The organism is Actinomadura gamaensis (assembly GCF_042652125.1).
In the GTDB taxonomy this organism is placed as follows: Bacteria; Actinomycetota; Actinomycetes; order Streptosporangiales; family Streptosporangiaceae; genus Spirillospora; species Spirillospora gamaensis.
Genome location: NZ_JBHSIT010000001.1, coordinates 1,243,712 through 1,262,030 on the forward strand (window position 1 = coordinate 1,243,712; position 18,319 = coordinate 1,262,030).

Genomic DNA, 18,319 nt, shown 5'->3' on the forward strand with positions numbered 1-18,319 from the left:
ATCGATGATCGGCGGCAGGCCGGAGACGGTGATCGGTTGACGCGGCTTCGTTCCGGCTCGCGCGGACGGGCCGTCCGGCTTCCCGCCGGGCGGCCCGTCCGCGTTCAGTGGTGGACGAGCGGGGGCGGCTCGGCGACGTGGTGCATCCGGGCCCAGTCGCGGGCCATGGCGATGCGCTCGGGGCCGGTGGGGTGGTCGGACCAGAGCTGCGTCTCGACGGCGTCCGGCGTGAGCGTGGAGATGTTCCGCACCGACAGCTCGTGCTGCATGGTCGCGAAGGTCATCGGGTCGCGGGTGAGGTTGAGGGCGTGCGCGTCGGCGCGGGCCTCGATGTGGCGGCTCACGAGGTTCTGCACCGGGCCCTCGACCTGCGTCGCGAGGGCGATCAGCGCGAGCGTCAGCGCGAGGGCGCGCGGATCGGCCGCGCCCCGGTTCCGGACGGACGGGTCGCGCGCCGCCTCCTCCCGTCCCGGGCGCCGCGCGGCGGGCGCGCTCATCCCGGCGCGCCGGAGCAGCCGGGGCGAGGTCAGCAGCAGGTAGAGCAGGCACACGCCGCCCGCCGCGCCGAGCGCGCCGATGAGCGTCCCGTGCAGGACGTCGTCGTTCTTCGCGTGGCCGAGCTCGTGCGCGACGATCGACTCGATCCGGGGCGTGGACATCGAGGTCAGCAGGGTGTCGTAGACCACGATCCGGCGGGTGGAGCCGAACCCGGACACGTAGGCGTTCAGCGAGGTCGTCCGGCGGGACGCGTCGGCGACCAGGACGTCGGAGACCGGCACGCCGTCCCGCCGGGCCATGTCGAGCAGGTCGGTCCGCAGCTTCCCGGCGGGCAGCGAGTGGAACTTGTTGAAGACCGGCTCGACCATGACCGGATAGGCGAACGACGCGGCGACGACGAGCACGCACGCGCCCGCCGCCGCGCCCGTCCACCAGTAGCGCGGGAACCGGCGGATCAGCCCGACGAGCAGCAGCAGCGCGATCGCGTAGGTGACCCAGGTGACGCCGAGCGACTTGAGCTGGTCGGTGAACCAGCCCGTCCAGCTCTGCGTGGACAGGCCGTAGTCGCGCAGGATCGACTCGCCCCACGCCGCGAACGGCATCGAGACCAGCCAGGTCAGCGAGGTGAGGACGACCGTCCCGACGAGGACGCGGAGCGGCCAGCGGCGGGTCCGCGCGGTCAGCCTGCCGAGCAGCCGCGCGCCGAGCGGGCTGAACCCGAGCCCGAGGACGACCACGAGCGCGGTGACCAGGCGGAGGTAGGCGGGCCAGTTGAGCGCGTGGTCGAACGCCGCCGCTCGGTGGATCTCGGCGGGGCTGAAGTCCGGCGCGGGATCGGGCCGGACGTGCCCGCCGGGGACGGAGCCGGGCAGCGGGTTCCAGGGCGTCGTCACGGCGATGACCACCGCGACGGCGGCGAACAGCACCGCCGCGGCCACCGCCGCCGCCGTCCGCGGCCTCCGGTACGCCCCCGCCTCCGCGGCGGGCGGCGCGGTCTCGGAGGGGTCGCGCGGATCGGCGGTGGCGTCGCTCATGAGAGCTCCTTGCGCAGGTAGTCGCGCCAGTCGGCGGTGAAGGCGTCCGGAGGGATGCCCAGGACCCGGCGCAGCGCGGCGGCCTCGGGCTCGCGCCCGGCGGCCCGGTAGAGCCGGACGAGGGTGGCTTCACCGTACCGGTCGGCGACCATGCGGCAGGCGAGCCACGCCTCCTGGTAGGCCTGGGAGAGCCGCCCGGACGCCCCGTCGAAGTCGCCGCGGGACGGGAGGGCGGTGGGGAGGCGTCCGGCGGCCACGTCCGCCGCCAGCTCGCGCGCCGCCGCCCTCGCCGTGATCTTCGTGTTCCGGTAGCCGACGTAGTCGGCGAAGCCCTCGATGAGCCAGATGGGCGTGCGCCCGTCGCGGGCGCCGCCGGTGGCGACGTGCGTGAGCTCGTGGGTGAGGACGACGTCACGGCCGAGCGCGTTGAGCCGCGCGAAGGTGGGGGAGACCACGATCCGGTCCTGGCCGGGGGAGCCGTCCGGGCCGGGGGCGACGACGGCCAGCGCGGCGAACTGGGCGACGTCCTGGCCGCCTCCGGCGACCCGTCCGGCCAGGACGGCGTCGGCCGGGGCCAGGGCCACGGCACGGCGGGCCCAGGACGTCCCCACGACGCCGGTGACGGCGGGGACGGCCGCCACCAGCCGCCGGGCGACCTCGTCCAGCCCGGACGCGTCGCCCGCGACCAGCACGGGCCCCTTGCGGACGACGGTGAGCGGCCCGGCGTCCACGATGTCGGCGTCGTCGGCGAGCCGGGCGGACGAGCCGTCCCCGATGATCGTCCAGCCGCCGGAGCGCGGCGCGAAGGCCAGGTACCGGGCGCGGGCGACCGGACCGGTGTCGAACGCGGCGAGCCGGTACCGCATGGAGACCTGGATCACACCGGAGTCACCGTGCGGTCGGCCGGGGCGCTCCTCCCAGCCGTCCAGCGGGAGCTTGAGGAGGTTGTCGAACAGGCGGGCCTGCGCCTGCTGGAACGCGGCGGGCGCGTCGGCGACCGTGGCGAGGAACGCGATCCGGTTCCGCTCCCGGACGGCCCGCGCCCGGTTCGCCAGGACGGCGGCGACCGCCTGCGGATCGGGCGTCCCGACCGGCGAGGGCGACGGCCCGTCCGGCCCGTCCGGCGCGGACGAGCCGCCCGTCGGGGACGAGCCGTCCGAGCCGCGGGTCAGCGCGTAGATCCCGGCCCCGGCGGCGAGGCAGGCCGCCGCGCCGCCGCCCGCGAGCAGCGCGAGAGCCCGCCGCCGCGAGGGTGACTCGACGGTGGCGGGCTCTCGGGTTGGTCCCGCGTCAGACGCGGGGGCGGGGTCGGTCTCCTCGGCCCGCTCGTCGCTCATGCGGCGATCCTAGGGCGCGGCCGGGAGTGCCGGTCACTTGGCGTAGTCGGGGTACCCGTAGCCGACGACGGTCGCGGTGGGGCGGGTCTTGATCTCGACCGCGCCGCCGCCGGTGTTGCCCTCGACGGTCTTGATGGTGCCGTTGCCGTTGTCCTTGATGACCATGCCGACGTGCTGGATGTCCTCGACGCTCTTGCCGCCGCCCCAGGAGAAGAAGACGACCGCGCCGGGCTTGGGCGTGGTGCCCCAGCGGTCCTGCTGCTGGAACCACTTGGCGTGGGCGACGGTCCAGGCGTCCGCGCCGAACTGGTCGGAGAATCCGATCTGCTGGCCGACCCAGGAGACGAACATGTCGCACCACTCGGCGGCGGCGTACTCGCCGAGCGAGCCGCCGTCGCGGGCGAGCGTCTGCTTCGCCCGGTCGGTGCCCATGTACCACTGCTGGAACTTGGTCTTGCCGGCGCCGTCCTCGCTGATCCCGACCTGCGAGGTCGCGGTCTTGATCGCCTGGGCGGCGGTGGGCAGCCTGCGCGCGGCCGGGGCCGTCGCGGGCTTCTGCGCGCCCTTCGCGGCGGAGCCGTTCGCCTGCGGGCGGACGGCCGCGGCCTCGCGCGGGGCGTTCTTCTTCGCCAGCGGCACGGTGTTCTGGGCCATGGCGGCGTCCGCCAGGCGCATGGAGGCGGCCTGCGGGCGGGCCGCGCTCGGGTCGGCGACGGAGGCGTGCGCGGCGGTCGCGGCGACGGTGCCGACCAGGGCCGCCCCGGCGACGAGGCCGCCGGTGGTGCGCAGAGAGAGGAACAGGGGGTTCTTGCGGTGCTTACCTGACACGACTGGGTTCTCCTCGGCTTCCCTGCCGCCTACCGGGTTAGCTGTCGGGTTCGGGCGTGGAAGCTGCCCTACGGCCTTGATCGGCCGATTCACCCCAGTGAAGGTGGGTCCCCGGCTCCGCCCGGACGTGTTCCACGTCACGGCGGACTCGGCGGCGGACGCCCTCGATGAGGCGCGTCCGTTGCTGAAGATGGACTGTCCCGCTGGAGGGGACGGCTCGCGCTGAACGGCGAGCGGAGGGGGGCCCGGCGGCGGATTCGGGGCCGCCGGGCCCTGCGGACTTCCGCCCTAGTAGGGGCGGACGGCGCCCGCGAAGGTCTTCTTGCGGTAGCTGTCGAGCTTCACCACGCGGACGTGGTCGCCGGTGTGCGGGGCGTGGATCATGTAGAGGGTCCGCCCCTTCTTCTTGTAGACGATCCCCACATGGCCCTTGCCGTTGAAGAACACCAGGTCTCCGGGGGCCAGGTTCTTCCAGGCGATCTTGTTCTTCACGGCCCGGTACTGGGCGGTGGTGACGCGGGGCAGTTGCACCCCGGCCTTGCGGTACGACCACTGGACGAGTCCGGAGCAGTCGAAGGCGTTCGGGCCCGCGGCGCCGTAACGGTAGGGCTTGCCCTTCTTGGACGCCGCGTACTTCAGCGCCTTCTGGGCGAGGACCTCGCGCTGGGCCCAGGTCTTGTGCTTGGCCTGCTTGACCACCACGCTCACGGGCTTGGCGGTCGCCGCCTGCGCGGGGGCCGGGCCGGCCATCACGACCGGCGTCGCCACGGCGGTGGCGACCGCGAGGCCGCCCAGGATCCGCACGGGGCGGGCGTTGCTGCTGACAGCGTTGCTGGACAGGGGTTTCTCCTTCTTCCAGACGCCTACCGGGTTAGCTGTCGGGTTCGGGCGTGGAAGCTGCCCTACGGAGGTCCCGGACCGGGCCGCTGAGGCCCTGAGATGGGGGCGAGACCGCCGATTCACCCCTGCGCCGCTCTGGGCCGTCCTGACGTGCTCCGGACGCCTCGGGCGCTGGTGGGTCCCCGGCTCCGCGCTGTGCGCGGACTCGGCGCTGCCGTCTCGTCCCGGGGCGAGATGAGGCCGGACGACGGGACCCTGATGTCCCGCGTGCGGACGAGCGGCGTGATGTTGTGGGAAAGGCAAAGCCCGTGTGAAAGGGGCTCAACGTCGGCAGGGCCGGGTTCATTCCGCCGCGGCGCGCGCTGGGCGCCATGCACGCCGTTCGCGTGCGCACGGACGGGCCGGAGCCTGCCGGGGGACGCGGCGCGTGGGGCGCGTCGCGAGGGGAACGGGGGCGCCTGGACGGCGTCCCGCCGGTTCCGCGGCGCGTGGGGCGCGTCGCGAGGAGAACGGCGTCTGGGGGACGCCGCGAGTGCCCACAAGGTAGCAAACATCAATCAGAAGGCAAATCATCCCCCAAAACGCCGTTGAGCCAGGTCAGCGACCTGGCTCAACGGTTCTGGCGGCGGCGGACCGCCGGATTCGCCTGCTGTCAGGGGCGTGCGGCCCCGTAGAAGTTGGACTGGTAGTAGCCCGAGGTGATGTCGGCGATCTGGACCACGGTGCCGGTGTGCGGCGCGTGGATCATCTTGCCGTTGCCGATGTAGAGGCCGACGTGCCCGAGGTTGCTGAAGAACACCAGGTCGCCGGGCTGGAGGTCGCTGCGGCTGACGTGCCGCAGGTTGCCCCACTGGGCGTAGGTGTCGCGGCCGATGTCGACGTTGGCCGCCGCCCACGACTTCTCCGTCAGGCCGGAGCAGTCGTAGGTGCTCGGGCCGTCCGCACCGTACTGGTAGGGCTTGCCCAACTGGGCGTAGGCAAAATTGATCGCCGTGCGGGCGTTGCCGCTCGCGGGACCGTTGTAGGTACCGCCGCCGCCACCGCCGCCGCTGCCGCCCTTGTCGGTCGGGTCCTGGCCGCCGAGCTTGTCCAGGAGCTTCTTCTGCTCCTTGACCTGCTTGTCCAGGCCGGCCTTCTGGCTCTTGAGCTGGTTGAGCTTGCCGGTCACGTCGTCCAGCGTCTGCTGGGCCTGCGCCTTCTCCCGCGCCACGCGCTGGGCGGCGGCGAGGAACTGGGCGAGGGCGCCGGTGCGGTTGCGGGAGAGCTGCGCGATGACCGCGGCCTGGTCCAGCACGACCTGCGGGTTGCCCGCGGAGACGAAGCCGGTGACCGAGTCGGTGTCGCCGTTCTTGTAGGCGGTGGCCGCCATCTGGGCGATCTGCCGGCGCTGGCTCTCGTAGCTCTTCTGCTGGTCGTCGGCGGCCTTCTTCGCCGCGGCCAGCTTCTTCTTCGCGGCCTTCAGGTCGCTCTGGGTCTTGTTGTACTGCTGGACCGCCTGGTCGACCTGCTCGTTCAGCTTGGTGAGCTTCTTCTTGACCTCGTCAACGCTGGGCTTGGCAGGGGCGGCGCTGACGAAGGCCGGGGGGAGGGTGAGCGAGGTCGCCACGGCGAGGCAGGCTGTCGCCAACACACGGCGGGTCGTGGTGCCACGCTTGGGAACACTGGCCACGTTCGATATGCCCCTCTCGTCCAAGACGTCAGCGGACGACACTAGCGAGGGGCCACACCGGTCACAACCGATTCCTAACTATCTGATCTACTTGCGACCGTTTCGCCTACCGTGGGTCACCCGGGGCTCACGATGCGCGTGGGATCCGTCCCCGGCGCAGGGGCGCCACGAGCCCCAGATCGGCGAGCAGGGCCAGCGCCCGGCGCTCCCGCGCGTCCAGCGGGACGCGCTCCTCGACGATCCCGTCCGACACGTAGGCCACGACCTGTTCGGGGCCCTGATCGGCGGTCTCGTCCCGGAGAGCGGATTCCAGCAGGGCGGACACGACGCACTCCCCGCAGCCGTGCTCGCGCCCCCGGCATTCCTCACACTCGATCAACATCACGCCACTCCCTTCGGGGTCCGGCGGTTTCCCGACGCCCAGGGACGCTACGCCGGGGGTGTGACAGAACTCTCCGGGACGATCACGCCCCGTCGGGCGTGTCCCCCAAAAGGCCCTCAAAGGCCCCTGACGGGGCTAGGAGCGGCCCAGGCGCTTCAGCAGCAGGGGAGAGGGGACGGGACGGGCCCCGGCCCGCCGCGCGGCGTCCTGGACCTCCCGGTCGGACGAGACGACCACCACGGCGCGTCCGCCCGGTTCGGCACGGACGAGCTCGCCGATGAGCTCGTCGGCGGTCTGCCCCGACTGGCTGAACAGGACGCGGACGCCCCGCGGTGCGACGGTCGCGACGGGGGCGTCGAGCTCGGCACCGTCGAAGACGCACGTGACCTCGGCCCGCGTCTGGGCGGCCAGCCCGCCCAGCCCGGACAGCAGGCGGGAGCGCTGGTCGGCCAGCGGCAGGTCGCCGTAGCCGGTCTTGGTGACGTTGTAGCCGTCCACGACCAGGTGGACGCCGGGGAGCTGGAGCAGCCGGTCGAGCAGCTGCGGATCCCCGTCGGAGAGGGCGCGGCCGGGCAGCGCCCGGTGCGGCGGTGACCCGGCCTCGCCACCGGTGACCAGGTCGGCCGGACGCCCGATCGTGGACGGCAGGGCCAGCTCCCGCCGGACGCCCTGCGCCGCGTCCACCAGCGCGTCCAGTAGCATGCGGAGCCGGACGTCGTCGATGTTGCGGCCCTCGCGGGCGGCGCGCTTGGCGGCCTCCGCGCCCGCCTCGGCGCGGTCCAGCCGGGCGCGCAGCTTGCGCAGCTCCTTCTCCGCGGCGGCGCGCGCGTCCCGGGCCTCGGCGAGCTCGCGCTCGGTCGCCTCGGCGAGCGCGTCGGCGCGGGCACGCTCCACCTTCGCCTTCGTCCGGGCCTCGTGCAGCTTGCGGCGCAGCTCGGCGATCTCGGCCTTGGCGTCCCGCAGCTCGCCGCGGACGCGGTCGATGTCGGCGCCCCGGCTGGCGCGGGCGGCCGACAGCTCGGCGCGCAGCTCGGCGATGCGGCGCTCGGCCCGCTCGCCCTCCGTCAGCGACGCCGACCGGTCCAGCTCGGCGCGAGCGTTCTCGACCAGGTCGGCCCAGCCCTCCGGACGGAGCAGGTAGCCGATCGCGGCGACCCGGACCGGGTCGGCGGCGGGCGGGACGGCGCCGTCCTCGACGGCGGCGGCCAGGTCGGGATGCGTCTCCCGCTCGGCCTCGGCGACGCGGGCCCGGAACGCCTCGTCCCGTTCCAGCAGCGCGGCGATGTGCTGCCCGGCGAGCTTGGCGCGCTTGCGCCGCTCGAACCGGGCGAACCGGCGCAGCGGGGCGGGCACCTCGTCCAGCGGCAGCGCGCCGAGCAGCTCGGCGGCGGCCTCCACCACGCTCTGGCGGACCGCCTCGGGCAGGGGGCGGGGCGGGCGCTCCGCCGCCTCCGGGCCGCTGTCGATGATCTGCTCCTTCGGCCGACCGTTCTCGGGATGTCTGTTTCCCGAGGTCACCCGCCTCAACCGGCGGAGACCGGGGCCAAGCCTAGCGGTCCGGGCGCACCGGGACCCGGGGCCGAGCCCGGCGGGCGTTCTGCCGGTGCGTTCTGTCGGTGCGTTCTGTCGGTGCGATGTCCTACGGTCGCCGTCATGACGTCCGCGCACCACGTTCCCGGGTCCGTCCCCCCGCCGCCGGAGGCGTCGTCCCAGGGACCGCGCGCGGTCCCGGGCGTCCCGCCGCAGGGCCCGCCCGTGCAGGGCACCCTCGACGACCTGGGCACGCCCCTCGCCGAGGTCACCTTCGTCGTCGTCGACCTGGAGACCACCGGCGGCTCGCCCGCCGAGTCGGCCATCACCGAGATCGGCGCGGTGAAGGTGCGCGGCGGCGAGCACCTCGGCGACTTCGGCACGCTGGTCGACCCCGGCGGCCCGATCCCGCCGTTCATCACGGCGCTGACCGGCATCACCACGCAGATGGTGGTGGCCGCGCCGCGCATCGAGCGGGTGCTCCCGGCGTTCCTGGAGTTCGCGCGCGGCAGCGTGCTCGTCGCGCACAACGCGCCGTTCGACATCGGGTTCCTGAAGGCGGCGTGCGCGAAGCTGGAGTACGCCTGGCCGTCCTTCCCCGTCGTCGACACCGTCGACCTCGCCCGCCGCGTGATGACCCGCGACGAGGTGCCGAACCACAAGCTCGCCACGCTCGCCCGCTACTTCCGGACGGCCACCGAGCCCTGCCACCGCGCGCTCGCCGACGCCAAGGCCACCGTGGACGTCCTGCACGGCCTCATCGAGCGGCTCGGCTCGTTCGGCGTCACGTCCCTGGAGGAGCTGAAGGGTTTCGCGAAGGCCCCGACGCCCGAGCAGCGCCGCAAGCGGCACCTCGCCGAGAACGTGCCGAGCGCGCCCGGCGTCTACCTGTTCGAGGACGCGGACGGCGAGATCCTCTACGTCGGCAAGTCCACCGACCTGCGCACCCGCGTCCGGTCCTACTTCACCGGCTCGGAGACGCGGTGGCGCGCGCGGGAGATGGTCGGGCTCGCCGAGCGCGTCCGGACGATCGTGTGCGCGACCGGGCTGGAGGCCGAGGTCCGCGAGCTGCGGCTCATCGCGGAGCACAAGCCCCGCTACAACCGGCGGTCCAAGTTCCCCGAGCGGGCGATCTGGCTGAAGCTCACCGCGGAGCCGTTCCCCCGCCTGTCGATCGTGCGCGAGTGCCGCGACGACGGCGCGGTCTACCTCGGGCCGCTGTCGTCGTCCCGGCAGGCCGAGGAGGCGAAGGCGGCGGTGCACGAGGCGATCCCGCTGCGGCAGTGCACGCAGCGGCTGTCGCTCCGCCTGGTCGAGCAGGGCAAGGGCCGGGTGTGCGCGCTGGCGGAGATCGGACGCTGCGGGGCGCCCTGCGTCGGCCACGAGGACCAGGACGAGTACGCCGAGCACGCCGACGCCGCCCGCGCCGTCATGCAGGGCGACGTCCGGCCGGTCGTGGCGGCGGCGCGGCTGCGCATCGCCCGGCTCGCCGCCGAGTACCGGTACGAGGAGGCCGCCGCCCAGCGCGACCGGCTCGCCGCGTTCGTCCGGGCGGCGGCGCGGGGGCAGCGGCTCGCCGCGCTCGCCCGGCTGCCGCAGGTCGTGGCGGCGCGTCCGGCGTTCGACGGCGGCTGGGAGCTCTCGGTCGTCCGGTACGGGCGGCTCGCCGCCGCCGGCACCGTCCCGCCGCGCGCCGCGCCCCGCCCCTACGTGGACGCGCTGATCGCGACCGCCGAGACCGTCCTGCCCGGCGCGGGCGGCGCCCCCGGCGCGATGACCGGCGCGGGCGGCACGGGCGCGGAGGAGATGGAGTGCGTGCTGCGCTGGATGGACGGCCCGGGCGTCCGGCTCGTCGAGGTCGAGGGCGAGTGGACCTGCCCCGCCCACGGCGCGGAGTCGCTGCGCGGCTGGATCGACAACGCCTACGCCGCCGTCGACCCGTCCGAGCGTTAGGGTTTGCTACACCTTGCCCGAGTCAGCCGCTTGCCCGAGTCAGCCGCTTCCGCCTCCCGATCAGGACGCCCCCACACATGGCACTGCCCCTGTACGACAGTCAGCCCGCCCGGCGGGTCCCCTGGGTGACCTACCTGCTGGTCGCCGCGAACGTGCTGGTGTTCCTGCTCACGCCGATGGCGCACTTCGCCAGCTGGTACGGCGAGAACGAGGTCCGGCAGTGCCGGGCGGCCCAGTTCACGATGGAGTACGGGGCCGTCCCGAAGGAGCTGACGACCGGCGAGCAGCAGCCGATGCCGGCCCAGATCGCGCACGAGTGCGGCCAGTCCACCTTCACCAAGACGCCGTGGACGTCGGCGTTCACCTCGATGTTCCTGCACTCGGGCTGGCTGCACCTGCTGGGCAACCTGGTGGTGCTGTTCGTCGTCGGGATGGGTGTGGAGGACCGGCTCGGACGGCTCAGGTACCTGCTCAGCTACCTGGTCTTCGGGCTCGTCGCGGTGTACGGGTTCGCCTACACCACGCCGGACTCGACCGTCCCGCTGATCGGGGCGTCCGGGGCGATCGCGGGGGTGCTGGGCGCCTATCTGGTGCTGAATCCGCGCGGCCGGATCGTCAGCTGGGTCGCGCCGGTCATCTTCGTCCGGCTGCCCGTCTGGGTGGTGCTCGGATACTGGTTCGTCCTCCAGTGGTTCTCCCTCGGCGACAAAGAGAGCAACGTCGCCTACGTGGCGCATATCTACGGTTTCGTGAGCGGGATGCTGTTCGCATTCCTGGCCCGGCGCGCCGGGCCGTCGCGCGGTATCGCCGCGCTGTCCCGGGGCTGATTCCTCTTCGGCGGGCCGCGATCCCCGGATTTTTGTCGTACCCCCTTGGGATGATTGCGGCATGTCGAACGAGGACGCGGATGACCTCGCGTGGGAGCGGTCCGCCGTGGTGCGGGTGACGCCCTCCGCCAAGGCGCGGAAACTGGCGAAGGTGCCGTTCGTCGAAATGGCGGACGGACGCCTGCAAGGAGTGGTGTCGAGCGGTTCCGACATCGCCCGGGTTTACGTTTCGTCCATTGCCGCCGAAACGCATTCCTTCAGTTGCAGCACCAACAACAACAGACCGTGCGGAGGATTGACCGGCGGCTCGATGTGCAAGCATCTCCAGGCGCTCGTCGCCGAGGCCGCACTGCAATACGGAAACGAACGCGTCGCGCAGTTCCTCGGAATCGAGGGCGACGACCTGTCGGCGGGCCTGCGCGACGGGACGAAGGAGAGCGCCCCGGCCGCGGTGGTGTTCAACCGGTTCCTGCGGCACCTGGCCTACCTGGAGCTGCCGGCCGTGACCACGCCCCTGCCCGAGATGCAGTGGTTCCCGGCCGGGGCGGTGGGCTGATGCTGGCCGTGCACCTGGCCGCCCTGACCGGCGGTCTCCCGGACGGCGTCGGCGACGCGCTCGACCTGGTCGCGGGCTTCGACGGCGCCCTGACCCACGGCCTCGGACGGCTCGGAGAGCCGCAGGCCGCCGCGCTCGACGCCCTGGCCGCCGCGCTGTCGGCCGCGCCGCTCGGGCCGGCGGTGGCGGAGGCCGCGGCCAAGGCAGGCGGCGGGTCGGCGTCCGAGGAGGGCCTCGGGCTGCTCGCCGCCGGTCGCGCGGCGCTGCTCGGCGCCGTCCACGACGCCCTGCTCGACCGCTTCGACACCGCCGCCGGGCGCGTCCGCGCGGAGTGGGACCGTCCCGCGCCGCCGCCGTCCGCCGGGACGAACCTGCTGGCCGGAGCCCGTTCCTGGCTGCACGAGGTCGCCGTGACGGGCTGGCGCGGCGTCGGCCACGACCTGGTCTCGGCGGTCGACCCGACCGTCGAGGCACTGCTCGCCGACCCCGGCGCGCGCCGCGTCGCGGTGCTGATGGACGGCCTCGCCGCCGAACTTCGCGCGTCCAGCCCGGTCGCGACGATGGATCGCGTCCCGTCCCGCCGCTGGGCCGACCTCTGGACCCGCGCCATGCTCCTGACCTGGCCGGACGGCGGTTCCGGCGCGTCCGCCGAACAGGTCTCGGGGCGGCTGCTGCCGCTCGGCGCGGACGTCCACGAGCACCCGACCGCCGCCCAGGTGCAGGTCCACGGCGTGCTGGAGAGCGGCGACACCCGGCGGCTCGTGCGGACGAACGTCACCGCCGGGAAGGTCGACACCATCGTCGGGCCGGCCGTTTGGCGGCTGCTGGACGGCCACCCCGTCCTGCTGGCCGCGCTCGCCGAGCGCCGCGCCGTGGAGATCGACGGCATGGCCCTGCTGCCCGGCGGCGACCTGATCTGGTCCGAGGACGCGGCCGAGCCCGGCGAGCCCGCCGACCCGTTCGCCACCGCCCGCCTCCAACTGCAAGAGGCCGTCGCGCCGCCCGTCCCGCCGCTGGAACGGCATCCGGTCCGCATCGCCGAACCGGTCTTCCTGGAGGGCTACCGCATCGACGGCTCCGACCTGCTCCTCGACGACCACCGGCTGCGGGTCGAGTTCGGGAACCTGCCCGGTGCCGGCCCGCTGACGCCCGAGCTCGTGGCGGCGTCCACGGCCTGCGTGGGGCTCGTCCGCTGGGACTCGGCGGGCTGGTCGCTGCGCCCGCTCGCCGTCCAGGCCACGGTGAAGAAGAAGCCCGTGACCGCGCACGGTGGCGACTGGGCGCTCGGCCCCACCGATCCGAAGATCGTCAAGGCGCAGGCCCGGTCGGGTGACGCGGTCGCCGTGCTGCGCGAGCGGGCGGGACGGTTGCTGCGCAAATGACCGAATTCGACGACGATGACCGCGCACACGAGAAGCGCGTGCACGCGAACCGCAGGCAGGCGCTGTACTGGCGGCTGATGGCCCGGATGTTCGACGCCGAGGAGCAGCCCGCCCTGGAGTCGTCCAGCGTCGCCGTGGTGGACGCGGTGGGCCTGCCCCCGGCGCTGCTCGACCCCGGCGTGTCCATGGACACCCTGCTCCAGCGCTTCCCCGAGCTCGAAGCCGAGTTCGACGGCCTGTTCGCCGTCCGGGCCGGTGGCGACGACGGCCCGTCGGAGAAGGCCGTCCGCAACGCCGCGCTGCTCTCGAAGCTGCTGCTCAACGTGTTCCAGACCGGCCAGGGCAACGTCAGCGCCGACCAGCTCGCCGCGTGGCAGCGCGACGCCCACCGGCTCCGCCGCGCCCTGTGCGGCGGCAACGGCGAAGGCCCGGGCTCCGGTGAGGGGAATGGCTCGGGCGGAGAGCAGGGCTCCGGCGAGGGGCAGGGCCCGGGAGAAGGCCAGGGGCCGAGCGGGAACGGGGGGACGAGCGAGGGCGAGAGGCCCGGCGGCGGTTTCGGTCCGGCGCCCGGCGGGTCCGGCTTCGACGCCGGGGACGTCGAGAAGATCCTCCGGGACATCGAGGGCGACCTGGTCAAGCGGATGCGGCTGCGCGAGGTCCTCGCCGACCCGAAGCTCGCCCGGCGGCTCACGCCCAGCATGTCGCTGATCGAGCAGTTGCTGCGCGACAAGTCGAACCTGTCCGGCGTGGCGCTCGCCAACGCCAAGGCGCTGATCCGCCGGTACGTGGACGAGGTGGCCGAGGTGCTGCGGACGCAGGTCCAGCAGACCAGCGCCGGGACGCCCGACCGGTCCGTCCCGCCGAAGCGGGTGTTCCGCAACCTCGACCTCGACCGGACGATCTGGAAGAACCTCACCAACTGGAGCCCGGACGACGAGCGCCTCTACGTCGACCGGCTCTTCTACAAGCACACCGCCAAGCGCACCACCCCGGCGCGCATGATCGTCGTGGTCGACCAGTCCGGGTCGATGGTCGACTCCATGGTCAACTGCACGATCCTGGCGTCGATCTTCGCGGGGCTGCCCAAGGTGGACGTCCACCTGATCGCCTACGACACCCGCGCGATCGACCTCACGCCCTGGGTGCACGACCCCTTCGAGGTGCTGCTGCGCACGAAGCTGGGCGGCGGCAACGACGGGCCGGTGGCGCTGGCCATGGCCCGTCCCAAGATCACCGACCCGCGGAACACCGTGCTGGTGTGGATCTCGGACTTCTACGAGTTCGACCGCTCCCAGCCGCTGTTCGACGGCCTCCAGTCCCTGCACCGGTCCGGCGTGAAGGTCATCCCCGTCGGCTCGGTGACCAGCTCGGGGACGCAGGTCGTCAACCCGTGGTTCCGGCAGCGCTTCAAGGCCATGGGCACCCCGGTGATCTCCGGCAGGATCCGCAAGCTGGTGTCCGAACTCAAGAACTTCCTCGACTAGGAGCCCCCATGACCGAGTCCGCAGAGAACCAGGAAATGCTGCGTGCCCCCGCCGAGGTGAAGTACGCCGACGAGCTCGACTACCTCGAGTCGGTGGACGACGGCCCCAAGCCCTTCGCGTGGCGGCTCAGCCCCAAGATGGTCCGGACGTTCATCCTCGGCTCCGAGCCCGCGGACGGCCTGGACCGCGAGATCCCGCAGAAGTGGTTCGGCGACCGGACGTTCGTCGAGCGGAGCATCGTCACGCTCGCGTCCGACCGCGGGCTGCTGCTGATCGGCGACCCCGGCACCGGCAAGAGCTGGCTGGCCGAGCTGCTGGCCGCCGCGGTCTGCCGCAACTCGACCCTGGTCGTCCAGGGCACCGCGGGCACGACCGAGGACCACATCAAGTACTCCTGGAACGTCTCGATGGTGATCGCCAAGGGGCAGTCCCGGGACTCGATGATCCCGTCCCCGATCATGACCGCGATGGAGACCGGAGTGATCGGCCGGTTCGAGGAGCTGACCCGCTCGACCAGCGACGTCCAGGACGCGCTGATCTCGATCCTTTCGGAGAAGTACGTCTCCATCCCCGAGCTGGACGACGACAACATCGTGTTCGCCAGGCCCGGCTTCTCGATCATCGCGACGGCCAACAGCCGCGACCGGGGCGTGAACGACCTTTCGTCGGCGCTGAAGCGGCGGTTCAACTTCGTCCGCATCCCGGTCGTGACGAACAAGCGCAGCGAGGCGGAGATCGTCCGGTTCCGCACCACCGAGCTGCTGCGCCGGCACCGGATCGAGCTGGAGGTGCCGCCGACGCTGCTGGACATCCTGCTCCAGAGCTTCGCCGACCTGCGCGCCGCGTCCGCCGCCGCGACCAGCGACGACGAGCGGCTGGAGTCGGCGCTGTCCACGGCCGAGCAGATCGGCGTGCTGGAGGACGCGATCCTGCACAGCCGCTTCTTCGGCGACGACACGCTGCGCGCCGCGACCCTGGCGTCCTCGCTGGTCGGGTCGCTGGCCCGGCGCAGCCCGGAGGACCTGGCGATCCTGAACAAGTTCTGGCACGGCGTGGTCGAGGGGCGCGGCAAGAAGGAGGGCGGCCCGTGGAAGGAGTTCCTGGACGGCGGGCGCGACGCGATCGCGGCCCTCTCGTGAGCGCGTTCGAGGCGCTGCGCGGCCAGCTGCGGGACGCCGCCGAGCGGTTCGCCGAGGCGCCCGGCGCGGCGGCGGAGATCCTCGCGGGCATGGTGGACGACGTGGACCGCGCCCTCGCCGAGGAGCTGGAGATCTTCCCGGTCTGCCACCACTCGCCGTCGTCCGCGCTGGCGATGGCGCGGCGGCTGCGGGAGAAGCGGCCCAAGGTCGTCTACCTCGAACTGTGCGAGGACATGCGCCCGCTCCTGGACGAGCTGCGCAACTGCAAGCTCCCGGTCGCGCTCCAGGCGTTCGCCAGCGACATCGACGGGTTCGACGAGGAGTGGGCGCCGCTGTCGGTGGTCGCGCCGATCACCGAGGCGTCCGCCGAGTACCAGGCGATCGCCTACGCGCTGGAGACGCCGGGCGTCGAGCTGGTCGCGGTGGACTGGTCCACCGATCATCTCTTCCAGTGGGAGGAGACCGACCCGGCGTCCCGCGAGGACCGGAAGGCGAAGGCCCCGAAGGCGGACCAGCCCGGCACACCCGCCGCGTCCGCTGCCGAATCCCCGGAGGCCGAGGACGGCGACGACGCGGACGGCGAGGCCCTGCACGGCGACGCGGTCGGCATCGAGCTGGGCGACCTGCGTCCCGGCTTCGCCGAGCTGGAGGAGCACCTGCTGCGCCACGGCCGCGTCCGGCACTGGTCGGAGTGGTGGGACCAGTACGTCGAGCAGCCGCTCAGCGGCGCGGGATACGACGCCTACCGGCAGGTGATGCTGCTGGTCGGGAGCCTGTTCCGGCGGCTGCGCGACACCGGCGACCTGGCCCGCAGCGAGGAGCGCGAGCGGTACATGTGGACGCGGATGCGGCAGCACCTCGCCGCGTCCGGGACCGACCCCGGCGACGCCCTGTACGTCTGCGGGGCGCTGCACGCGGCCAGCCGGGTCGAGCAGTTCGGCGTCCGCTCGGACGCGCCGTACGAGATCGCCGAGCCGACGAAGACCCGCTGGCTGTACGGGCTGATCCCGTCCAGCCACTCGGCGATCGAGGCGCAGTTCGGGCTGGCTCAGGGTTCGGTGTCGATCGCCGCCGCGACGTGGCAGAAGGCGCTGAGGCGCAGCGGTGTCGCGCCGTTCCGGCTGGCCGGGCAGAAGGGGACGAGCCGCAGGTCGCCGAAGGCCGCGCAGCTCGCCGCCACACCCGCCGAGGACCGGCTGTCCGGCTTCCTCACGACCCCGCCCGAGCCGGGCGAGCTGGACGAGGAGGAGCTGCTCACCTGGGCCGTCGACATCGTCCGGCTCGCCCGCCGCAACGGCTACCTGGCGAGCACGGCCGACGCGATCGCGGTGGTCGAGACGTCCGTCCTGCTGGCGGGGATGCGCGGGCGGAACCGTCCGACCCCGTACGACTTCCAGGACGCGGCGGTCACCTGCATCGAGAAGGACGCCGTCCCCGGCCGCCGGGACGTGCGGCGCCTGTGCGAGATCCTGCTCGGCGGCGACCGGGTCGGGCAGGTCGGGTACGCGGCGCTGCCGCCGCTCGCCCAGAACGTCCTGGACCGGCTCGAACCGCTCGGGCTCGACCTGACGAAGCGGACCGTCCAGCGGGCTTTGCTCGACCTGCGCTCCGAACCGCACCTGCGGGCCTGCTCGGACGTCCTGTGGATGCTGCGGCGGCTGCTCCCGGACGGCACCGTCCGGCCGATCATGGGTTCGCGGGCGCTGGGGGAGCGGTCCGTCCAGGAGAGCTGGGACCTCGCGCTCGGCCGCGACCAGCGCTGGCTCGTCGAGCTCGGCTACGAGGGCGTCACGGTCGAGCAGGTGCTGGAGCAGCGGCTCCGCCGCGCCGCGTGGGCCCCCGACGCGACCGCCTCGACGGCGCTCGCCGCCGTGGAGGACGCTCTCGTCCTGCTCGGCGGCCGCCGGTTCGTGGACGAGCTCGGCGCGCGCGCCGTCGAGCTGCTGTCCGCCGAACGCACCGTGGACGACGCGCCGGACGTCCTGAAACGCGTTCGCCGCCTGCTCGCGCACTACCGGGCCAGCGAGCCGGAACTGCCCGCCTGGTGCAAGGAGTTCGTCACCGAGGGGTACGCGCATTACTGCACGCTGCTCCCGACCGCGTTCACCGACGAGGAGACCGGCGTCCGGCAGGTCGCGGCGATGCTCGGCTTCCTGTTCGGGATGGAGAGCCTGGCGCTGTCGCTCGGCTGCGACCGCGCCCAGCTGGAGATCGCGGTCGCGCAGGCGCATCCCGAGCTGCCGGGCAAGGTCGCGCTGATGTGGGCCGCGCGGCTCCAGCTCGGCACGCTCAGCCGCGCCGAGCTGCGGGCCCGCTGCGACGAGATGCTCGGCAACCCGCTGGTCGTGCCCGCTTTCCCGCGCTACCTGAGCGGGTTCGTCCAGGCGCTCGAACCCGTTCCCATGCTCGCGCCGTTCGTCGTGGAGGTGATGTCGAAGGCGTTCGGGAGCCTGCCCGACCACGTCCTGCTGCCATGGCTGCCGCGCCTGGTCACGACGCTGCGCGAGCAGGCGCCGGAGCTGGTCCCCGTGCTGACCAGGGAGGCCGGGCGCACCTTCCCCGGCTCGCTCCCGGCCCTGGACGCCTGGACGCCGCCATGGGAGTCCGTCGCGGAGCCGAAACCCGCTGCCGGACGCGTTCCGGCGGCGTCCGGGCCGGTCGCGGAGCTGCTGGCCGCGCATCCGGCGGCCTGCGACGCCGCGGCCGCCCTGTTCGGCCTGGAACCGGTCTGGCAGGCGCCGGCGGAGCCCGCCGGAGCCGTCCACGCGGAGGCGTCCGCGCTGGTGGAGCGGCATCCGGACGCCGCCGGGGCGCTCGCCGCCCTGCTCGGCGGCCGGGCCGCGCCGGTCACTGGATAGGC

General features: G+C 73.4%; 14 protein-coding genes and 2 riboswitches. Of the genes, 7 read left to right on the forward strand and 7 right to left on the reverse strand.

Features of this window, described 5'->3' with window-relative positions; translation table 11 throughout:
• Positions 1-104 precede the first annotated feature (104 nt).
• The 7 genes from ACFPCY_RS05820 to ACFPCY_RS05850 all read right to left on the reverse strand — a co-directional run bounded on the left by ACFPCY_RS05820 (position 105) and on the right by ACFPCY_RS05850 (position 8,106).
• A complete protein-coding gene (locus tag ACFPCY_RS05820) occupies positions 105-1,532 on the reverse strand; it encodes a M48 family metallopeptidase (RefSeq protein WP_378252509.1) in 1,428 nt (475 codons plus the stop codon).
• Positions 1,529-2,869: a hypothetical protein gene (locus ACFPCY_RS05825; RefSeq protein WP_378252510.1), complete on the reverse strand. Its 1,341-nt coding sequence runs from the start codon at positions 2,867-2,869 to the stop codon at positions 1,529-1,531. The genes ACFPCY_RS05820 and ACFPCY_RS05825 overlap by 4 nt, the downstream gene beginning before the upstream one ends.
• Before the next feature lie 33 nt (positions 2,870-2,902).
• Positions 2,903-3,697 carry a CHAP domain-containing protein gene (locus tag ACFPCY_RS05830; protein ID WP_378252511.1) on the reverse strand — a complete coding sequence of 265 codons (795 nt, stop codon included), beginning with the start codon at positions 3,695-3,697 and terminating at the stop codon, positions 2,903-2,905.
• 26 nt (positions 3,698-3,723) lie between these two features.
• Positions 3,724-3,851: riboswitch (cyclic di-AMP (ydaO/yuaA leader) on the reverse strand.
• A 134-nt stretch (positions 3,852-3,985) separates the two neighbouring features.
• Entirely contained in the window at positions 3,986-4,501 is a 516-nt protein-coding gene (locus ACFPCY_RS05835) for a C40 family peptidase (RefSeq protein ID WP_378252512.1), read from the reverse strand.
• A 40-nt stretch (positions 4,502-4,541) separates the two neighbouring features.
• A riboswitch (cyclic di-AMP (ydaO/yuaA leader) is annotated at positions 4,542-4,758 on the reverse strand.
• Positions 4,759-5,189: 431 nt separating this feature from the next.
• Positions 5,190-6,143, reverse strand: coding sequence for a C40 family peptidase (locus tag ACFPCY_RS05840; protein ID WP_378252513.1), 954 nt, complete (start codon positions 6,141-6,143; stop codon positions 5,190-5,192).
• A gap of 190 nt (positions 6,144-6,333) precedes the next feature.
• Positions 6,334-6,588, reverse strand: coding sequence for a hypothetical protein (locus ACFPCY_RS05845; RefSeq protein WP_378252514.1), 255 nt, complete (start codon positions 6,586-6,588; stop codon positions 6,334-6,336).
• A 135-nt stretch (positions 6,589-6,723) separates the two neighbouring features.
• Positions 6,724-8,106, reverse strand: coding sequence for an NYN domain-containing protein (locus tag ACFPCY_RS05850; protein WP_378252515.1), 1,383 nt, complete (start codon positions 8,104-8,106; stop codon positions 6,724-6,726).
• 135 nt (positions 8,107-8,241) lie between these two features.
• On the opposite strand from ACFPCY_RS05850, the gene ACFPCY_RS05855 reads away from it, so the two are divergent.
• The 7 genes from ACFPCY_RS05855 (at position 8,242) to ACFPCY_RS05885 (ending at position 18,317) form a co-directional block, all read left to right on the forward strand.
• Entirely contained in the window at positions 8,242-10,071 is a 1,830-nt protein-coding gene (locus ACFPCY_RS05855; protein ID WP_378252517.1) for a DEDD exonuclease domain-containing protein, read from the forward strand.
• A gap of 77 nt (positions 10,072-10,148) precedes the next feature.
• Positions 10,149-10,898: a rhomboid family intramembrane serine protease gene (locus ACFPCY_RS05860; RefSeq protein ID WP_378252518.1), complete on the forward strand. Its 750-nt coding sequence runs from the start codon at positions 10,149-10,151 to the stop codon at positions 10,896-10,898.
• Positions 10,899-10,959: 61 nt separating this feature from the next.
• Entirely contained in the window at positions 10,960-11,454 is a 495-nt protein-coding gene (locus ACFPCY_RS05865; protein ID WP_378252519.1) for a hypothetical protein, read from the forward strand.
• Positions 11,454-12,836 (forward strand): hypothetical protein, encoded by a 1,383-nt coding sequence (locus ACFPCY_RS05870; protein WP_378252520.1) that lies wholly within the window; start codon positions 11,454-11,456, stop codon positions 12,834-12,836. Before ACFPCY_RS05865 ends, ACFPCY_RS05870 begins: the two co-directional genes overlap by 1 nt.
• Complete coding sequence (locus tag ACFPCY_RS05875) at positions 12,833-14,320, forward strand: VWA domain-containing protein (protein ID WP_378252521.1); 1,488 nt, start codon at positions 12,833-12,835, stop codon at positions 14,318-14,320. The genes ACFPCY_RS05870 and ACFPCY_RS05875 overlap by 4 nt, the downstream gene beginning before the upstream one ends.
• A gap of 8 nt (positions 14,321-14,328) precedes the next feature.
• Positions 14,329-15,459 carry an ATP-binding protein gene (locus ACFPCY_RS05880; RefSeq protein ID WP_378252522.1) on the forward strand — a complete coding sequence of 377 codons (1,131 nt, stop codon included), beginning with the start codon at positions 14,329-14,331 and terminating at the stop codon, positions 15,457-15,459.
• Complete coding sequence (locus ACFPCY_RS05885; protein WP_378252524.1) at positions 15,456-18,317, forward strand: DUF5682 family protein; 2,862 nt, start codon at positions 15,456-15,458, stop codon at positions 18,315-18,317. The genes ACFPCY_RS05880 and ACFPCY_RS05885 overlap by 4 nt, the downstream gene beginning before the upstream one ends.
• The last annotated feature ends 2 nt before the right edge of the window (positions 18,318-18,319 follow it).